This window comes from Kocuria sp. MNB10, from assembly GCF_054073685.1.
The window spans coordinates 1938207-1955414 of sequence record NZ_CM133411.1; the positions used below are offsets into that span (position 1 = coordinate 1938207).

The window sequence follows — 17208 nt, forward strand, 5'->3', positions numbered from 1 at the left end:
TGACGGGCGTAGGGCCGACGCGGTGCTGGCGCAGCGCCGGGGCCGGGTCACGTCAGCGGTAGTTCACGAACTGCAGGTCGACCTCCACGTCCGATCCCTTGAGCAGCGCGATCACGTCCTGCAGGTCGTCACGGGACTTGGACGAGACCCGCAGTTCATCACCCTGGATGGTGGCCTTGACACCCTTGGGGCCCTCGTCACGGATGAGCTTGGTGATCTTCTTGGCCTGGTCCTGGGCGATGCCCTCCTTGATAGAGCACTCGATGCGGTACTCCTTGCCGGAGGCGTAGGGCTCGCCGTCGTCAAGGGACTTCAGGGAGATCCCGCGCTTGACCAGCTTGGACTGGAAGACGTCCAGGACGGCCTGGGCACGCTCCTCCGAATTGGCCTTGATCAGGATCTTCTCGCCGGAGAAGTCGATATCCGCGCCCACCCCGCGGAAGTCGTAGCGCTGGGCCACTTCCTTCTGGGCCTGGTTCAGGGCGTTGGACACTTCCTGCTTGTCGACCTTGCTGACCACGTCGAATGATGATTCCGAAGCCACGGTTGTCCTCCTGAGTGTGTTGGGTGCGTGATGTCACCCACCAGCCTAATTGCCCGCGATGAGCGCATTCGTGCCGGAACCGGGCGGATCGGTGGTGATCGGGCTCCCCGCGCAGTTCGCGGTCACCCGCGTGGGGGCACCGATGTCACGCTCCCGGCCGTTCAGGGGTTCTGGGGGCACCCGCGCTGATTTGGGGGACGGGGGGTGTGCTGTGTAATGTTGAGGTGCTCCCGCACGGCGGGGGTGCAATGCGCTCTGTGCGCTCTCGGCAGGTTACCCGAGCGGCCAAAGGGGGCTGACTGTAAATCAGCTGGCACTGCCTACGGGGGTTCGAATCCCTCACCTGCCACCCACGGGGATGAGTGATCATCCCGAAGGGGCTCCCCGGATGACATGATCCGGGGAGCCCCTTCTTTCGTCCCAGGGCCCTGCTGCAGTCGCGACTTCTCTGCCAAGCTCTGCCGCGCACTGCTCCGCGGCTCATCCGCCCTCTGTGCCGACCGCATCGAATTCCTAGTGGAGCACAAGCAGCTGAGGGCGCCCATTTCTGCTTTAGCTCAGTAAAAGCCGCAGGATGGGGCGTGATGTGTCGGGGCGGAGCCCATGGATGTGGGTGGCAGGTGCGGGAGTTCCGAGCAGCGCGGGTGGGCTCAGCGCAGCGCCGGGAGGACCTCTCGACCGAGCAGTTCCACGGTCCGCAGCGCCGCGTCGTGGGGCAGGCCGTTCACGTCCACGCGCACGAGCACCCGATCCAGCTCCAACGTCTCGCGCATGGCCCGCAGCTTGGTGACGACGTCGCTCACACCGCCCACGAGCAGCGCACCCTCCGGCCCGCACTGTTCGCGGAACTCCTCCGGTGTCCACGCGGGATCGTCGGCGCTTGCGGCGCCGAAGGTTCTCGTGCCCGCGGCGAAGTGCGGATAGGCGAGGGTGAGGGCGTCGGGGGAGCGGGCGGCGTCGTCGTCGGACACCACGAGGCCCGGCAGCAGCAGGCCCACCGCGCCGCGCGTGGAGTGCCTGAAGCCGCGCAGCGCCTCCCGGTACGCCTTGACGTACGGCACGAGCTGGTCCCAGCGGCCCTCCATGACGTTGAGCATCACGCCGATCCCGTGCCCCGCGGCCCGCAGCACCGAACGCGGCGAGCCCGACGATGCCGCCCACACCGTCTCGCGCGTCCCGCCCACGGGCGGTGGCAGGGTGACGCCAGCGGCCTCGGGCCGGTGGATGCCCGCGAGATCGGTGGGGCCGGGGGAGAGTAACTCGAGCAGCTGGTCCAGGCGTTCCTCGAAGATCTGCTCCTGGTCGAGCGGATCCACACCGAACAGCCGCAGATCCCGGTCGGTCCCGCCCTGGCCGGCCACGAGCTCGGCGCGGCCACCGGAGACCGTGCCCAGGCTGCGCAACTGCTCGGCCACGCGCACGGGATCCACGGTGGTCAGGACGGAGGCGGCAGCGCACAGGGTGACGCGCGGGGCGTGGGAACTCAGGGCGGTCAACAGCTGCAACGGATCCGGGTTGATGTGGCCAGCCCCGTGCCCTTCGCCCACAGCGACGACGTCCAGTCCGGCGCCGTCTGCCGCGCGGGCCAGCTCGGTGAGTTGTGCGAACCGCTCCCGCGGGTCGGGTAGTTCTCCCGTGACGGGGTGGGCAGCGCGTTCTCCCCACGTGGCGATGCCGAGTTGGAAGGACACGGGTGGCTCCTCACGGGTGCTTCCGGACGAATACCGCCGGCGCGGCGCCCACGGTACTGGTGCCCAGGGCGTTCCTTGTGCCCGCAGTGAACGTTCTGGAGCCCAGCGGAACGGGAGTCCTAGGCTGGTTCCATGGCTACTGTAGACATCACCCAGGACACCCTGGGCCAGACCATTTCCGACAACGACATCGTGTTGCTGGACTGGTGGGCGGACTGGTGCGGACCGTGCAAGCAGTTCGCGCCCACCTACGAGGCCGCGTCCGAGAACAACCCCGAGATCGTGTTCGGCAAGGTGGACACCGAGGCCGAGCAGGGCCTGGCCGCCGCCGCCCAGATCTCCTCGATCCCCACGCTCATGGCGTTCCGCGAGGGCATCCTGGTGTTCTCGCAGCCCGGCGCGCTTCCCGCGTCCTCGCTCGAGCAGGTCATCGACGCCGTCAAGAACCTGGACATGAACGAGGTCCGCGCGGAGGTCGAGAAGCAGGCCGCCGAGGCGGAGAACGGCGCCGCGGGGGATCAGCAGAACTGATCCCGCACGGTTCCACGGGCCGGGTCCGGCTCGTGAAACCGTAATGGGCCCGACACCCCTGCGTTTCGAGGAATGCACGGGTCGGTGACCATGCGCCGAACGACAGTGAGGGCGGCTCCCGAAGGAGCCGCCCTCACTGCGTGTCCGGCGGGATCCGGGCCGCAGCCCGTCACGGCCGTCCGCTGCGGCCATCCGTCACGGCTGTCGGACACCGCGGTGGGTCACGGCGGCCCGTCACGCCGCGGAAACCCCCAGCAGGGAACCGATGAGGAAGGTCGCACCCAGGGCCAGCGCACCGCCCACCACCACGCGGGTCGCGGCACGGGCCACGTGCGGGGTGTCACCCAACCGGGCACCGAGCGTCCCTGTGAGCGCGAGCGCCACGAGCACGGCCACGAACGTGACCGGGATCCGCCATGGCGCGGGCGGGAGCAGGATGGCCAGCAGCGGCAACAATGAACCCAGCAGGAACGCCACGGCGGAGGAGATCGCGGCACCCCACGGGCTGGGAATGTCATCCGGGTCAATCCCGAGTTCGGCATCCAGGTGGGCACGCAACACGTCCTTCTCGGACAGTTCCACCGCGACCTGTCGGGCCGTGGTCTCGCTCAACCCGCGATCCCGGTAGATCTGCGTGAGTTCGTCGAGCTCGGCCTCCGGCATGGCCTGTAGCTCCCACTTCTCCTTCTCGATGAGAGCTTCCTGCGAATCCTTCTGACTCGACACGGACACGTACTCGCCCAGCGCCATGGACAGTGCGCCGCCGATCACGGCGGCCGAACCGGCCACGAGCACGGGCGTCGTGGCCGCGGTGGCCCCGGCCACGCCGACGACGGTCGCGGCCACGGACACGATGCCGTCGTTCGCGCCCAGGACCCCGGCGCGCAGCTTGTTCATTTTCTCCCCGGACCTTGTCGCGTGCGGTTCCACCGCGGTGTGCTGTGCCATGCAGATAGTTTGCGTCGCAAATGAAAACCCCGCCAGGCAGGCAAGCCAAACCTCAGTCGGGCTGTCATCCGCGGGAGAGCAGCACGCGTGGCACGCGACATCATGCCCCGCCCGCTCTTTGGGGCGACGCCGCTCTGGAGTAGCCCGTTCGCCGCGGCGGCGCCGATCCAGGGGCGGGCCCATCAAACCCCGTCAGTGGTGACGATGATCCTGGGGTGTGAGGCGGGGTCCGAACGCGGGTTTGCGGTGCCCGCTGGCCTTGATGAGCCGCACGACCCGCTGCCGGTGACCCCGCCACGGTTCGAGCAGTTCGAGCATGCGCTCGTCCGATCCGGGGGCACCGTCGAAGAACCAGCACACGTAGTCGGCCAGGTGGAAGTCCCGCACGCTCACGCCGTCCGGGTCCGCGTGGGTGCACTGGGTGATCTCCGCGGCCGTCCACACACCGATCCCGCTGATCGATTGCACCGCAGCCCGCACCCGCGCCGGATCCGGTTCCCGGCCCAGGCGCTCCAGGGCCGACGCCCGCTGTACCGTGCGCATGACCGTCGCGGAACGGGCGGGGTCCACGCCCGCCCGGTGCCACTGCCAGGACGGCACCCTGCGCCACTGCTCGGCCGTGGGCGGCACCCGCATCCCGCGCGGAGCGGGCCCGGGCGCCTCCTCACCGATCCAGCGCAGCAGCGCCCGGTACGCCCGCACGGCCTCGATCGCCGTGACGCGCTGTTCCAGGATGGAGACGACGGCGCGGTCCAGGACGGTGCCCGTGGCGGGCAAACGCATCCCCGGGTGATCGTGGCGCGCCCGGACGAGCCGGTGCGGCAACTGCGCGAAACCCGCCGAGGACTCGAACTCCTCCCACGAGTCGCCGTGGCCCACCCACCGGGGCGCCGACGGCAACCATTGCTGCGCTCCCGGGCCCCACGCGTCCACGACGACGTCCCGGTCCAGGGGGTTCTCACCCGCGACGCGAGGTGGGCGGGAGAACCGTGCACTCACCGGCAACCCGCTCGAGCGCGTGGTGATCCACACGCAGTCCTCGTTCAGGATGCGCACCGTGGGATCGTCCGCACCGCGCCCGAGCACCCGCAGGGTCTGGCCCAGGTGCACGGGCCCGGGTGGCGTCCAGCGCAACCGGGCGGGGGAGTCCCCCGAACCGCTGATTCGCGCTGTCCGCACCGTGGTGGTCATGCGCAGATGATGCCACGGGTCTCCGACACCCTCGCGCGCACCCGGCTGGCATACTGGGTCCGACAACCCCGCCGCCCGGCACAGGCACCCCGGAGGGAGGATCGTGGCCCGTTCCCCCGCGTCGGCCGACCCCGGGCGGACTCGTCCCGCATGGTTGCTACCCGTCCTCGTGGGAGCGTTCACGACCGCGGTGTACTGCGCGTTCTCCTGGAGCCAGTGGATCCGCTGGGACGTCCCCTCGTGGGACAACGCGATCTTCACGCAGCTGCTCTCCGCGTACGCCTCCGGACACGCACCGATCGTGGACATCAAGGGCCACGGGTTCAATCTCCTGGGGGATCACTTCCACCCGCTGCTGATCGTCCTGGCACCGATCTACGCCGTGCTCCCCTCCGCGCTCACCCTCATGATCCTGCAGGACGTCCTCTTCGGGAGCTCCGCCGCCGTCGTCACGCGGTGTGCCCTGCATGTCCTGCGCCCCGCCCCGGCCGTCGCGATCGGCGTGGCGTACGCGGCGAGCTTCGGACTGCAGAACGCGGTCGCGGTGCAGTTCCACGAGATCGCGCTCGCCGTGCCGCTGCTCGCGCTCGGTTTGTGCGCACTGCGGGAACGGCGGTGGCGCGCGGCCGCCCTGTGGAGCGTGCCCGTGGCCCTCGTCAAGGAAGACCTGGGGGTCACGGTCGCGGTGATCGGGGCGCTCATGCTCGGTCACGCGCTGGTCCCGTTCGCGCGTGGGTGGAACCGTGCGGTACGACGCCGCTGGGCCGAGTTCCGCGCCTACACCCACCGCGGCGCAGGGCGCAGTGCCGCGCACGTGCACGGCACTGAGGATCGTGTCACCGCGGATGCCCGCCACCATGGGGACCGCGGCGCCGCACAGACATCGGCGGATCCCGCGAGAGCGGTCCTGCGGGATCCGGCCGCGCGGTGGGGCGCAGCACTCATGGTGTGGGGCGTCCTGGCCTCCGCGCTCGCGGTGGGGGTGATCCTGCCCGCGCTCAACCCCGCGGGGGAGTTCGCGTACTCGGACAAGATCGACCTGGCACTCCTGCTGCGCGATCCCACATCCGTGGTCGTGTTGCAGGTCGTCCCGGTTGAGAAGCTTGTCACGTGGTTACTCCTGCTGCTGATCGGCGCCGTGGTGGCGGTGCGCTCACCCCTCGCGCTGGTGGCGCTGCCCACGCTCGCGTGGCGCATGCTGTCCCCCAACCACGGCTACTGGGGGCCGGGGTGGCACTACAGCGCGGTGTTGATGCCCGTGGTCTTCGTGGCGCTCGTGGACGCCATCGATCGGCTCCGCGACGATGCGGATCGCGCGCAGAAGGCGGGGAGCGACGTCGTCGTCCGAGACGGCCCGGCGCGCCGAGGAACCGCGGGGGATCATGCCGGGAGCGGGGTTACGAACGGACGCCTCACCCGTGACCGCTTACCGTTCCTCCCCGGCGAGGGTGCGGTGCTGCGCACCATGGCGCGCGCGGCCCCGTGGGCGGCGCTGGTCGTCGCGCTCGCGGTGGGCACCCAGCAACCGCTCGCGCAACTGGCCACCGCCGAGGCATGGCAACCCGATCCGCGTCAGGACGCCAAGGCCGCCGCGGTGGAGCGCATCCCGCACGGGGCGAGCGTGGCCACGGACCTCTCGCTCATGAACGGGCTCGTGAGCACCACCCGCGTGCACTGGATCGGCAACGGGGACGATCCCGCCCCCGAGTACGTGGTCGTGGACCGGCTCGGCGGGACGTGGAGCGGCGAGCCACCAGCGGACGTCACGGGCTACGCGCGGGACATGTACGGGGTCGACTACACGGTCGTGAGTGACGAGGCGAACATCGTGGTGGCCCGCAGATCGGCCTAACATGGCCCGGCCGTGCGGTAGGCTAGTGGTTTATCATCCCGGTTTCTTGTCTGTCGTAACCGTTTCGCCGTAGTGGGCATGTCGGTCCAGGACTTCAGCGGTAGTACCGCGCGCACCGGTGACAATCACTCCATTCCACCGAAGCGAGGTTCTTCCGTGTCCACTGACTCCCTGTCCCAGAACGAAAATCCCCACAACGAGACCCCCGAGCACGAAACCCCCGAGGGCGACGCCGCTCCCGCCGTGACCGACGCCCCCGACAACCACGACGTCGTCGTCGACGACGCGCAGCGCACCGAGAGCGGCGAGGCGACCGAGCCCACCGCGACCGAGTCCGCCGACACGTCTTCCGCGGTCGAGCAGACCGCCCGGGACGACGACACCGCCGAGTCCGCCCAGGCCGCCGAGAACGACTCTGCCGAGAAGCGCGCCGAGGCCGAACCGAACCCGCCCACGTTCGCCGAACTGGGCGTGGACGCGCGCGTGCTGGCGGCACTGGACGAGGTGGGCTACGAGTACCCCTCGCCCATCCAGGCCGCGACGATTCCCGCGCTGCTGAGCGGCCGCGACGTCGTCGGGCTCGCGCAGACCGGTACGGGCAAGACCGCCGCGTTCGCCGTGCCCGCACTGTCCAAGCTCGCGGAGCTGTCCGACCTGCACGGCCCGCAGCGCAGCACGCGCGTGCTGGTGCTCGCGCCGACCCGCGAACTCGCGCTGCAGGTCGCCGAGGCCTTCGGCTCCTACGCGACCCACCTGGACGACTTCACCGTGCTGCCCGTGTACGGCGGCTCCTCGTACGGTCCGCAGCTCGCGGGCCTCAAGCGCGGCGCGCAGGTGGTCGTGGGAACCCCGGGGCGCGTGATCGACCACCTGGCCAAGGGCTCGCTCAACCTGGACGACATCGCGTACGTGGTGTTGGACGAGGCGGACGAGATGCTGCGCATGGGCTTCTCCGAGGACGTCGAGAAGATCCTGGCGCAGACCCCCAAGGAGAAGCAGGTGGCTCTGTTCTCCGCCACTATGCCCAAGGCCATCCGCCGGATCGCGCAGCAGTACCTGCACGACCCCCAGGAGATCACGGTCAAGGCCAAGACCACCACGGGCAGCAACACCCGGCAGCGGTACATGCAGGTCATGGGCCCGCACAAGCTGGACGCCATGACCCGCGTGCTCGAGGTCGAGGACTACGACGGCGTGATCGTCTTCGTGCGTACCAAGGCCGCCACGGAGGAGATCGCGGACAAGCTCAAGGCCCGCGGCTACACCGCCGCCGCGATCAACGGTGACATCCCACAGAACCTGCGCGAGCGCACCGTGGACTCGCTGCGCGACGGCAAGATCGACATCCTCGTGGCCACGGACGTTGCAGCCCGCGGTCTGGACGTCGAGCGGATCTCCCTGGTGGTCAACTACGACATCCCCCACGACACCGAGTCCTACGTGCACCGCATCGGCCGCACCGGCCGCGCGGGGCGTAAGGGTGAGGCCATCCTGTTCATGACCCCGCGCGAGAAGTACCTGCTGCGCGCGATCGAGAAGGCCACCCGCCAACCCGTCGAACAGATGCGCGTGCCCTCCACGGACGAGGTCAACCAGACCCGCAAGGAGAACTTCGCGCAGCAGATCGAGGAGACCATCGACTCCGAGGACCTCTCGCTGTTCCGTGAGCTCGTGAAGCAATACGAGTCCGAGCACGACGTCGACGCCGTCGAGGTCGCCGCTGCGCTCGCCGTGATCGCCCAGAACGGCCGCCCGTTCCTCCTGGAGGACCTGCCCGAGCTGCCGCAGCGCAAGCGGGACCGCGAGCGCCGTGACGGCGACGGCCCCCGCAATCGCCGTTCCCCGGGGGACGAGGCCGGGATGAAGACCTACAAGCTGGCCGTGGGGCACCGCGATCGCGTAGTCCCAGGCGCCGTGGTGGGTGCCCTCACGCACGAGGGCGGTCTCAACGGTTCGCAGATCGGTGCGATCGACATCCGCCCCACGTTCACGCTCGTGGGTCTGCCCGAGAACCTCCCCGCGGGAACCCTCGACAAGCTGGCCAACACCCAGATCAACGGTTCGCCCATCCGGATCCAGGAGGATCGCGGACCCGGTGGCGCGCGCGGGGGCAAGCCCTTCCGCGGCGGTGACCGTGACCGTGGACCCCGCAACGACCGGGGCGGGTACCGCGAGGATCGGGGCCCGCGCAACGACCGCGGGGGCTACCGCGGCGACCGTGGTGACCGCGGGGGATACCGTGAGGACCGGGGCGGCTACCAGGATCGCGGTGGGTACCGCGAGGATCGTGGCGGTTACCGCGACGATCGCGGCGGCGGCCGTTCCCGTGGCGGGTTCTACCAGCAGGACCGGCCGCGTCGGAAGAACCGCCCGGACAACGGCGGCTACTCGGGTCGCTGATTCGTCGGTTCACTGCCTCACCGTGAGCCGCTGACTCGCGGATTCGCCGGTTCGCTGCGAGCCACTGAGCCGGCCGACTGAGCAGGACCGGCTCAGCCGGGATGGTCGCTGACGTGGTCGGTCATCGGCGCGGCCGGTGAGTGACAGCACAAAGGGCCGTGGCCGGGACGATCGTCCCGGCCACGGCCCTTTTCTGCTTCTCATGTTCCCGTGAGGTGTGAGGTGCGCTGACGCGTGCGGCTCAGGCCACCGTGATGATCTGCAGGCCCTGCCCCACGGTCACCGCGCCGTCGTAGCCGCGGCTGGCCAGCCGGTGCCACTCCACGGGATCGATGGTGCCGCCCGTGTTCTCGATGTGCGAGAGCACCAGGTGGTCCACATGGGAAGCCTGCGCCACGGGTCCCACGTCCTCAACCATCACGTGGGCGGAGTGCGGGGGCATGATCTCGTTGACGGCCACGAGCGAGTCGTAGTCCCGGACGTCCTCGTCCCGCATGAAGATGTTGTTCGTGTAGGCGAACGCCCGCAGCAGGTGCGCGGTCATGGACTTGGTGCCCGGTGTGGGTTCCTCCGGGCTCGCGATCCCCACCGGCCGACCCCCGAACGGTTCCGGCAGACCGCCCGCGGGCCCGGGACCGTACACCGCGAGCTGGCCGGGGATAACGTCCCCGTTCTTTCGGCCCGTCGTGGACGCCATCATGAAGTAGTTGAAGTAGTCGGCCACGGGATCGGCATGCAGGTGGGTCAGGCAGATCCCCCGCAGGGACGCGAAGCTCAGCCCCGCCTTGTGGAACTGGGTCACGCAGGCGCGTCCGCAATCGACCAGGTACGTGTGCCCGTCCACGATCGGTGCGGACGAGATCCCGGCGCGGTCCGCAGCCATGGGCGGGCCCGCCTTGGTCCCCACTTCTCGGGGTCACTCGTGACGCGGTGCGCGAGCTCCGCCTCGGTGATGCTGCAGTGGTGGTCCTCGTGCACCAGCCGAAGAGCAACAGCCCCAGGGCCGGGCGCAGGACCAACAGTCCCAGGGCCATGATCAGGCTCCTTCCGTGAGCAGTTCGCCCCGGGCGGGGGCGTTCTGCGCGTCGGGTACATCCCTTGCGGGGGTGCCCAGGATGCTGTGCAGCGCGGCACGCAGTTCGGCGGTGGGATCCGCGAGGTCCTGTCCCGCACCGATGCCGTGAACGGCGATCTGCAGACCCAGTTCCTCGCCGACGACGCGAACGGCCTCGCGCCACGGCGCCCCGCCGATCCCGGTCAGCAGGGTGAACCCGCCCGCGGCCCACCAGATCAATCGTGGAGACCCGGCGGCCGTCCTGGGTCAGTTCGAGCAGTTCGGTGCCGAACCGGATGCTCGCCCCGTGGCGCTCGCCGGCGGCCGCAGGATGGGTTCCAGATCGTGCTGGCCGATGTTGCACATGGACGTGGGGCTCGCGTTGTCGTACTCGACCCGCAGGTCGTCGCGCCCGCCCCACGCCTTGCGGCGCGCGATCTCGGTGCCCGCGAAGGACCTGGCCCACACGTTGCTGACCATGAGCTCGTGGAAGCGGTCGGTCGGGAGGATGCCCCCGAGGCCTGCTGGCTCATCAAGGAGCACACCGTGGCGGGTGAATCGGCGCGGCTTATGGGGTGAGGTGCTCGTTTTTGCGACCCGCTCATCTCCTGTTAGAGTATTCCGCGTTGCCCCGATAGCTCAGTGGTAGAGCGCCATCTTGGTAAGATGGAGGTCCCGGGATCGATTCCCGGTCGGGGCTCTCATGATGAGAACCTGCGGCTCCTTGTGAACCGTGGGTTTCATCCATGATGTGGCGGTGTAGCTCAGCTGGTTAGAGCGCACGACTCATAATCGTGAGGTCGACGGATCGAGCCCGTCCACCGCTACCGTTCAGGCGCCGTTCCCCTCGGGGAGCGGCGCCTTCGTCGTCCCCGGGCACAATTGCTCCGGGACAGCCGGTCCCGCACCACCCGCTGCTGAGCAGTCCGGGAACGGGCGACCCCCTCGCCGATTGCTGAGCCACCCGTCCGTCAGGTCGACTCGCGGAGGAGCCCGATTCACCTCGCGGCCGTTTGGCCCTGTTCCACTCGAGGAACAGGGCGCCGCACTCCGGAGCAGCCTCCGGGGCGGGTGGGCACGATCGGACGTCGGAGGGGCGAGGCACCATGTCGGGTAGCGGATCAACGCTGGCACAGCGACCCACCGAGAAGGGCGCGGCTGGACGAGCGCGTGCACGGCCCCGGTAGTTCGTGCGGGCCCGCTCGCCCAGTACTCTGGGAGAAATTCTTCCCAGCGATCGAGGAGAGTCATGGCCATATCCGCTGACGTGGTGGGCAGGACCTACCCGTCCATCCCCCCGTACCTCGTGGGCCGCGAGAAGATCCGCGAGTTCGCGAGCGCCGTCCACGCCACGGATGCCGCCCACCACGACGTCGCCGCGGCGCGCGCTGCCGGGTACGCGGACCTGGTGGCCCCGCCCACCTTCGCGATCATTGTGTCCCAGCGGGCCGACGCCGCCCTGGTCAACGATCCCGAGGCCGGGATCGACTTCTCGCGCGTAGTGCACGCGGACCAGCGGTTCACGCATCACCGCCCCGTGGTCGCCGGGGACGAGCTGACCGCCGCGGTCACGGTGGACAACGTGCGTCCCCTGGGATCCGGGGCCATGGTGACCTCTCGCGTGGAGATCACCACGGTGTCGGGGGAGAAGGTGGCGACCACCGTGTCGTCGTTGTTGGTACGCGGGGAGGACCAGTGAACATCACGTTCGACGAGCTCGAGAAGGGTCAGTCCATCGGGGAGCGCCGCGTGGAGGTCTCGCGCGCGGACCTGGTGCGTTATGCGGGCGCGTCTGGTGACTTCAACCCGATCCACTGGAACCAGGACTTCGCGCAGGGCGTGGGCTTGCCCAACGTGATCGCCCACGGGATGTTCACCATGGGTGCGGCCGTGGCGCTGGTGACCGAGTGGGCCGGCGACCCCGGCGCCGTGGTGGACTACCAGACCCGGTTCAGCAAGCCCGTGGTGGTCCCCAACGCGTTCGAGGACCGCGTGGTCCCGGGCACCGCGCTGACCGTGAGCGGGGTGATCGGAGTCGTGGATCCCGAGGCGCGTACGGTGCGCGTGGACCTCACCGTGACCGCTCCGGACCTCTCCGAACCGGACACGGATCCGGCCGAGGCCAAGGAGCTCAAGGTGCTCGTCAAGGCTCAGGCGGTTGTGCAGTTCCCGCACTAGAGTGGTGCCTCATGAACGCAGCACGCCTGTCCCACCTCACGACCACGGCCGTGGGGGGCCCCGCCGAGAAGGTCGTGGAGGTGACCACGGAAGCGGAACTCGTCGACGCGGTCTCCCACGCCGATGACGCCGGTGAGCGCGTGTTGATCGTGGGCGGCGGCTCCAACATCCTCGCCTCCGATCAGCCGTTCGCAGGAACCGTGGTGCACGTGGCCACGCGCGGGATCACGGTCACGGACGAGGACGGCTCGGCCGACCGCGACTCGGAGACGGCGCTCGTGGACGTCGCCGCGGGAGAGCCGTGGGAGGACACTGTTCGGGAGACGGTACAGCGCGGGCTGGCCGGTCTGGAGACCCTGGCCGGGATCCCGGGCACCACGGGTGCCACGCCCGTGCAGAACGTGGGCGCGTACGGCGCGGAGGTCTCCCAGTGCATCGTGCGGGTGCGGGTGTGGGACCGGGAAGCCCGGAGGGAGCTCACGTTCGGTTTCGCGGACCTGGAATTCTCCTACCGTGACTCCCTGCTCAAGCGCAGCATGACTCACGGTTCACCGCGCTACGTGGTGTTGTCCGTGACGTTCCGCCTGCGCAGGCAGGAGCAGTCGATGCCCGTGCGCTACGCCCAGTTGGCCGCCGCTCTCGGGGTCGAGACGGGTCAGAGCGCACCGCTCGCGACCGTGAGGGACACCGTGCTGCGACTGCGAGCGGGCAAGGGCATGGTCCTGGACCCCGAGGACAGGGACACGTTCAGCACTGGGTCCTTCTTCACCAATCCGGTGGTCCCGGAGGACGAACTCACGGATCGGATCCCCGCGGACGCCCCCCGCTACCCGGTCCTGGACGCCACGGGACGGGAGGTTCCCGGTGCGGTGAAATTCTCCGCGGCATGGTTGATCGACCACGCCGGTTTCGGCAAGGGATTCGGGCTGCCGGGCACCCGAAACGAGCTGTTGGACCTGGACGGCGGGGAGGTCGCCGGAGGACGCGCGGCGCTGTCCGGCAAGCACACGCTGGCCATGACGAACCGGGGCACCGCGTCCGGGGAGGACGTCGCCGCCGTCGCGAGCACGGTACAGCGCGGCGTGGAACAGGTCTTCGGCGTACGACTGGCCCCCGAGCCCGTGCTGATCGGGCTGTCGCTCTGACGAGCGCGACCCATGGGACGAACGGAACAGTTGTGATGATCGGGGCGAGATGCGTCGGCACGGCGCACCACCTGAGTGGGACGCGCGCATGAGTTCCGAGTTGCAGGAGGAGATCGAGCGCGGCGAACGCGGGGGCCGGGTGCACCGGGCGGTGCTGCGGCTGCGCGCGTGGTCCGAGCGCCACCCCGTGCTGCGGGTCCTGCACAAGGCCACCGTGATCGTGCTCGGCGGGGTGTTCGTGCTCGCGGGGATCGTGATGCTCGTGACGCCCGGGCCCGGGTGGCTTGCGATCTTCCTGGGGCTGGGGGTCTGGAGCACCGAGTTCGAATGGGCCCACCGGCTGAATCAGCGGATCAAGCAAGTCGCGCTGCGTGCGTGGCGGTGGTGGGCCAACATCATGGCGCAGTGGCGCTACCGGCGTGCCCGGGACAGGCCCCACACCATGGTGCAGGGGCCGCGGCACATGCGGGCCACGACCCCTGATGATCCTCGCTAGGTCCGGGAACCCCACCGAACGCGCGGATCAACGCGCGCACCGAAACGCCCGGATCAGAACCTCATGATCAGAGGGTTCCCGTGGCGATCTTGAGCATGCGCCGCACGGGCTCCGCCGCGCCCCACAGCAACTGGTCGCCCACGGTGAACGCGGAGATGTACTGCGGACCCATGGACATGGTGCGGATACGACCCACCGGGATCTGCAGGGACCCGGAGGCGGCCACCGGCGTGAGGTCCCGCATGGAGTCCTCCTTGGTGTTGGGCACCACGGTGGCCCATTCGTTGTCCGCGTCCAGCAAGCGCTCGATCTCCGCGACGGGGACCTCCTCGCGCAGCTTGACGGTCAGCGCCTGGGAGTGGGAACGCATCGCGGCGATCCGCACGCACAACCCGTCCACCGGGATGGTCCGGTCCCCGGAGCGGCCCAGGATCTTGTTGGTCTCCGCCTCGGCCTTCCACTCCTCGCGGGACTGGCCGTTACCCAGATCGGCGTCGATCCAGGGGATCAGGGACCCGGACAGCGGGACCCCGAACTGGGTGGTGTCCAGCTCACCGCCGCGCTGCTTGGCGAGCACGGCGCGGTCGATCTCCAGAATCGCGGAGGCGGGATCCGCCAACGGGTCGGCGACGCTCGCGTGGATGTCCCCGAACTGCTGGATGACCTCGCGCATGTGGCGCGCACCGCCGCCGGAAGCGGCCTGGTACGTCATGGACGTGGCCCATTCCACGAGCTCGTTGCGGAACAGCCCGCCCAGCCCCATGAGCATGCACGAGACGGTGCAGTTGCCTCCCACGAAATCCTTGACGCCGCGGTCCAGGGCGGCGTCGATGACGTCCCGGTTGACGGGGTCCAGCACGATCACGGCGTCGTCGTTCATGCGCAGCGTGGAGGCGGCGTCGATCCAGATGCCGTCCCAGCCGTTCTTGCGCAGCTCACTGTGCACGGCCTTGGTGTAGTCCCCGCCCTGGGTCGTGACCAGGATGGGCAACTTGGAGAGTGCCTCGAGATCGTGGGCGTCCTGCAGCACACCAGGATCCCCGGCGCTCCCGACCGAGGGGGCCGGACCCCCCGCATTGGAGGTGGAGAAGAACACGGGATCAAGCTGGGCGAAATCGTTCTCGGCGCGCAGGCGGTCCATGAGCACGGAGCCCACCATGCCGCGCCATCCGATGAAACCTACGGCGGCGGGTTGTGAAGTCATGCGCCCCAGTCTAACGAGGCACCGTGTTCAGCCCCGAGTCCGCGGGTCCGGGGTGGTGGCCAGCAGCTCCCGGTAGGACGGGAAGCGACGCATGTAGTCCTGGATGTAACTGCACGTAACCCGGACCTTGAGGCCGCGCTGCCGGTAGTCGTCCAGCACGCGCGTGACCAGTGTCCGCGCGTATCCGCGGCGGCCGAAGGCCTCCGAGATGATCGTGTGCTGCAGGTCCACGGTGCCGTCCTCGAGCACCTCGACGCCCAGGAACCCGATGTACTGCTCCCCGTCCCACAATTCGTAACGTGAAGCGTCGTGGTTGGGGACCACCTTCAGGTCCGGGCTGTTGTTGATCTGCGGTGTGGGTTCAGTCGTCACGGCGGGGACCTCCATCTCGAGCTGTGTGTCCCATCACGCTATCCCATCGCCCCTGGTCACGGTCCCGGTCGCGGCACCGCGCGTGTATTCGTCGATCCGGTAACGGACCCCCTTGGCGGACTCGGCCCAGTCCGCGACCTCGCGCCGCGCCCACTCGTCGTCGAGGTGTGGGGCGTGGGTGTCGCCGGTGACGTCCAGCTCGATGGTGGTCACGAGCGCCCGGGTCAGGGGCAGCGGAGCGTACGCGGCGGCCTCGCGCCACACCCCCGGGCCGCCGATCACCCAGATCTCGCGCGCGGTCCCCGGCACGAGGGATGGCCCGTCCGAGGAGGCAGCGTCGGTGCGCGACGAGGTCCCGGCGGGCGCGGCATCATCGGCGCCGGGGGCCGGGGGCAGCAGGCGCAGCGCGAGGGCCACGGCGGCGTCGTACGAGTCCACGGCCCACACCCGCGAACCGTCCGCGGGCACCGAGTCCGGACGGGAGGTGATCACGATGTTGGGCCGGCCCGGCAGGGGCCGGAAACGCTCAGGGAAGGACTCCCACGTGCGCCGACCCATGATCACCGGGTGCCCCACGGTGGTGCGGGAGAAGAACCTCAGGTCCTCGGGCACGTGCCACGGGATGCTGCCGTCCGCCCCGATCACGCCGTCCGGGGACTGCGCCCAGATCCCGCCCACGGCGACGTTGCTCCCGCCGTTCGGGCGCTGCTCACCCTTTGCGGGAGCCACGATCGCGGCGAGTGCGTCCGAGCCTTGCCCGTTCACGACGTCCCCGTTCATACCGCCACCGGGGCCTTGATACCGGGGTGGTGCTGGTAGTCGAGCACCTCGAAGTCCTCGAACTCGTAGTCGAAGATCGACTCCGGACGCCGGCGCAACTGCAACCGGGGGTACGGGTAGGGCTCACGCGCGAGCTGGGTGCGCACCTGCTCCAAATGGTTGGAGTAGATGTGGCAGTCACCCCCGGTCCACACGAACTCACCCGGGACCAGATCGCACTGCTGCGCGACCATCACGGTGAGCAGTGCGTAGGACGCGATGTTGAACGGCACGCCCAGGAACAGGTCCGCCGAACGCTGGTACAGCTGGCAGCTCAGGGCGTCCGGACCGTCCTCGCGCGGCTGAACGTAGAACTGGAATAGCGCGTGGCACGGGGGCAGCGCCATCCGGTCCACCTCCGCAGGGTTCCACGCGGTGACCATGTGCCGGCGCGAGTCCGGAGTGGTGCGGATGGACTCGACCACGCGGGCAATCTGGTCGATCGTCTCCCCGTGCCCGGCGGGCCAGCTGCGCCACTGCACGCCGTAGACGGGCCCCAGGTCCCCGTTCTCATCCGCCCACTCGTCCCAGATGCTCACCCCGCGCTCCTGCAGCCAGCGCACGTTGGAGGAGCCAGAGAGGAACCACAGCAGCTCGAGCGCCACCGAGCGGAAGTGCACGCGCTTGGTGGTCAGCAGGGGGAAGGAGCCGCCCAGGTCGTAGCGGATCTGGCGTCCGAACACCGACAGCGTCCCCGTGCCGGTGCGGTCCGTCTTGGGGGTCCCGTTCTCGAGCACGTCCCGCAGGAGGTCCTCGTAGGGAGTGGGGATGGGCATGGGTCTC

At 69.5% G+C, this 17208-nt stretch carries 18 protein-coding genes and 3 tRNA genes; 10 read left to right on the top strand and 11 right to left on the bottom strand.

Going from position 1 to position 17208, the window contains the following annotated elements; all coding sequences use genetic code 11:
• Positions 1–52: 52 nt before the first annotated feature.
• Positions 53–544 (bottom strand): YajQ family cyclic di-GMP-binding protein, encoded by a 492-nt coding sequence (locus ACW9PK_RS08690; protein WP_035960096.1) that lies wholly within the window; start codon positions 542–544, stop codon positions 53–55.
• Between the two features lie 267 nt (positions 545–811).
• On the opposite strand from ACW9PK_RS08690, the gene ACW9PK_RS08695 reads away from it, so the two are divergent.
• Positions 812–893: transfer RNA gene (locus tag ACW9PK_RS08695), tRNA-Tyr, on the top strand.
• A gap of 301 nt (positions 894–1194) precedes the next feature.
• Here the strand turns inward: ACW9PK_RS08695 and ACW9PK_RS08700 are convergent.
• Positions 1195–2235 (bottom strand): LLM class flavin-dependent oxidoreductase, encoded by a 1041-nt coding sequence (locus ACW9PK_RS08700; RefSeq protein WP_457015572.1) that lies wholly within the window; start codon positions 2233–2235, stop codon positions 1195–1197.
• Positions 2236–2367: 132 nt separating this feature from the next.
• Here ACW9PK_RS08700 and ACW9PK_RS08705 point away from each other — a divergent pair, with 132 nt between their 5' ends.
• Positions 2368–2766: a thioredoxin family protein gene (locus ACW9PK_RS08705; protein ID WP_162230311.1), complete on the top strand. Its 399-nt coding sequence runs from the start codon at positions 2368–2370 to the stop codon at positions 2764–2766.
• Positions 2767–3000: 234 nt separating this feature from the next.
• On the opposite strand, the gene ACW9PK_RS08710 is transcribed toward ACW9PK_RS08705, so the two are convergent.
• A complete protein-coding gene (locus ACW9PK_RS08710) occupies positions 3001–3714 on the bottom strand; it encodes a VIT1/CCC1 transporter family protein (protein ID WP_206398557.1) in 714 nt (237 codons plus the stop codon).
• Positions 3715–3906: 192 nt separating this feature from the next.
• Entirely contained in the window at positions 3907–4905 is a 999-nt protein-coding gene (locus ACW9PK_RS08715; RefSeq protein ID WP_457015573.1) for a DNA-3-methyladenine glycosylase family protein, read from the bottom strand.
• 103 nt (positions 4906–5008) lie between these two features.
• Between ACW9PK_RS08715 and ACW9PK_RS08720 the strand changes: the two genes are divergently transcribed.
• Both ACW9PK_RS08720 and ACW9PK_RS08725 read left to right on the top strand, forming a co-directional pair.
• Positions 5009–6757 (top strand): DUF2079 domain-containing protein, encoded by a 1749-nt coding sequence (locus ACW9PK_RS08720; RefSeq protein ID WP_270258535.1) that lies wholly within the window; start codon positions 5009–5011, stop codon positions 6755–6757.
• 78 nt (positions 6758–6835) lie between these two features.
• The gene (locus tag ACW9PK_RS08725; protein ID WP_457015575.1) at positions 6836–9157 is read left to right on the top strand and encodes a DEAD/DEAH box helicase; all 2322 of its coding nucleotides are present in this window, start codon (positions 6836–6838) and stop codon (positions 9155–9157) included.
• A gap of 241 nt (positions 9158–9398) precedes the next feature.
• On the opposite strand, the gene ACW9PK_RS08730 is transcribed toward ACW9PK_RS08725, so the two are convergent.
• The 3 genes from ACW9PK_RS08730 to ACW9PK_RS08740 form a co-directional block, all read right to left on the bottom strand.
• Positions 9399–10040 (bottom strand): MBL fold metallo-hydrolase, encoded by a 642-nt coding sequence (locus ACW9PK_RS08730; RefSeq protein WP_144998272.1) that lies wholly within the window; start codon positions 10038–10040, stop codon positions 9399–9401.
• Positions 10041–10193: 153 nt separating this feature from the next.
• Positions 10194–10451: a hypothetical protein gene (locus tag ACW9PK_RS08735; protein ID WP_144998274.1), complete on the bottom strand. Its 258-nt coding sequence runs from the start codon at positions 10449–10451 to the stop codon at positions 10194–10196.
• A 27-nt stretch (positions 10452–10478) separates the two neighbouring features.
• On the bottom strand, positions 10479–10754 hold the full coding sequence (locus tag ACW9PK_RS08740; RefSeq protein WP_457015576.1) for a hypothetical protein: 276 nt from the start codon (positions 10752–10754) through the stop codon (positions 10479–10481).
• Positions 10755–10839: 85 nt separating this feature from the next.
• Between ACW9PK_RS08740 and ACW9PK_RS08745 the strand changes: the two genes are divergently transcribed.
• From ACW9PK_RS08745 to ACW9PK_RS08770, 6 genes are all read left to right on the top strand, one after another.
• A tRNA-Thr gene (locus ACW9PK_RS08745) sits at positions 10840–10911 on the top strand.
• 53 nt (positions 10912–10964) lie between these two features.
• Positions 10965–11038: transfer RNA gene (locus tag ACW9PK_RS08750), tRNA-Met, on the top strand.
• Between the two features lie 422 nt (positions 11039–11460).
• Positions 11461–11910 (top strand): FAS1-like dehydratase domain-containing protein, encoded by a 450-nt coding sequence (locus ACW9PK_RS08755; protein ID WP_064845251.1) that lies wholly within the window; start codon positions 11461–11463, stop codon positions 11908–11910.
• Positions 11907–12389, top strand: a complete 483-nt coding sequence (locus ACW9PK_RS08760; protein WP_098055971.1) for a MaoC family dehydratase — start codon at positions 11907–11909, stop codon at positions 12387–12389. The genes ACW9PK_RS08755 and ACW9PK_RS08760 overlap by 4 nt, the downstream gene beginning before the upstream one ends.
• A gap of 11 nt (positions 12390–12400) precedes the next feature.
• The gene (locus ACW9PK_RS08765; protein ID WP_457015579.1) at positions 12401–13534 is read left to right on the top strand and encodes a UDP-N-acetylmuramate dehydrogenase; all 1134 of its coding nucleotides are present in this window, start codon (positions 12401–12403) and stop codon (positions 13532–13534) included.
• A gap of 88 nt (positions 13535–13622) precedes the next feature.
• Positions 13623–14030 carry a PGPGW domain-containing protein gene (locus ACW9PK_RS08770; RefSeq protein ID WP_457015580.1) on the top strand — a complete coding sequence of 136 codons (408 nt, stop codon included), beginning with the start codon at positions 13623–13625 and terminating at the stop codon, positions 14028–14030.
• 67 nt (positions 14031–14097) lie between these two features.
• Here the strand turns inward: ACW9PK_RS08770 and asd are convergent, their stop codons facing one another.
• Genes asd through ACW9PK_RS08790 form a run of 4 tightly spaced genes read right to left on the bottom strand, consistent with a single transcriptional unit; the run spans position 14098 to position 17201 of the window.
• Positions 14098–15234: an aspartate-semialdehyde dehydrogenase gene (gene asd / locus ACW9PK_RS08775; RefSeq protein ID WP_085108425.1), complete on the bottom strand. Its 1137-nt coding sequence runs from the start codon at positions 15232–15234 to the stop codon at positions 14098–14100.
• Positions 15235–15261: 27 nt separating this feature from the next.
• Complete coding sequence (locus ACW9PK_RS08780) at positions 15262–15606, bottom strand: GNAT family N-acetyltransferase (protein WP_082943131.1); 345 nt, start codon at positions 15604–15606, stop codon at positions 15262–15264.
• 33 nt (positions 15607–15639) lie between these two features.
• On the bottom strand, positions 15640–16386 hold the full coding sequence (locus ACW9PK_RS08785; RefSeq protein WP_457015582.1) for a dihydrofolate reductase: 747 nt from the start codon (positions 16384–16386) through the stop codon (positions 15640–15642).
• Positions 16383–17201 carry a thymidylate synthase gene (locus tag ACW9PK_RS08790; protein ID WP_144998286.1) on the bottom strand — a complete coding sequence of 273 codons (819 nt, stop codon included), beginning with the start codon at positions 17199–17201 and terminating at the stop codon, positions 16383–16385. The genes ACW9PK_RS08785 and ACW9PK_RS08790 overlap by 4 nt, the downstream gene beginning before the upstream one ends.
• Between the last annotated feature and the right edge of the window lie 7 nt (positions 17202–17208).

Coding starts and splice junctions, on each gene's coding strand:
- ACW9PK_RS08765 (WP_457015579.1), top strand. CDS start 12,401: ATGAACGCAGCACGCCTGTCCCACCTCACGACCACGGCCGTGGGGGGC.
- ACW9PK_RS08755 (WP_064845251.1), top strand. CDS start 11,461: ATGGCCATATCCGCTGACGTGGTGGGCAGGACCTACCCGTCCATCCCC.
- ACW9PK_RS08725 (WP_457015575.1), top strand. CDS start 6,836: ATGTCGGTCCAGGACTTCAGCGGTAGTACCGCGCGCACCGGTGACAAT.
- ACW9PK_RS08770 (WP_457015580.1), top strand. CDS start 13,623: ATGAGTTCCGAGTTGCAGGAGGAGATCGAGCGCGGCGAACGCGGGGGC.
- ACW9PK_RS08785 (WP_457015582.1), bottom strand. CDS start 16,386: ATGAACGGGGACGTCGTGAACGGGCAAGGCTCGGACGCACTCGCCGCG.
- ACW9PK_RS08705 (WP_162230311.1), top strand. CDS start 2,368: ATGGCTACTGTAGACATCACCCAGGACACCCTGGGCCAGACCATTTCC.
- ACW9PK_RS08710 (WP_206398557.1), bottom strand. CDS start 3,714: ATGGCACAGCACACCGCGGTGGAACCGCACGCGACAAGGTCCGGGGAG.
- asd (WP_085108425.1), bottom strand. CDS start 15,234: ATGACTTCACAACCCGCCGCCGTAGGTTTCATCGGATGGCGCGGCATG.
- ACW9PK_RS08715 (WP_457015573.1), bottom strand. CDS start 4,905: ATGACCACCACGGTGCGGACAGCGCGAATCAGCGGTTCGGGGGACTCC.
- ACW9PK_RS08790 (WP_144998286.1), bottom strand. CDS start 17,201: ATGCCCATCCCCACTCCCTACGAGGACCTCCTGCGGGACGTGCTCGAG.
- ACW9PK_RS08730 (WP_144998272.1), bottom strand. CDS start 10,040: ATGGCTGCGGACCGCGCCGGGATCTCGTCCGCACCGATCGTGGACGGG.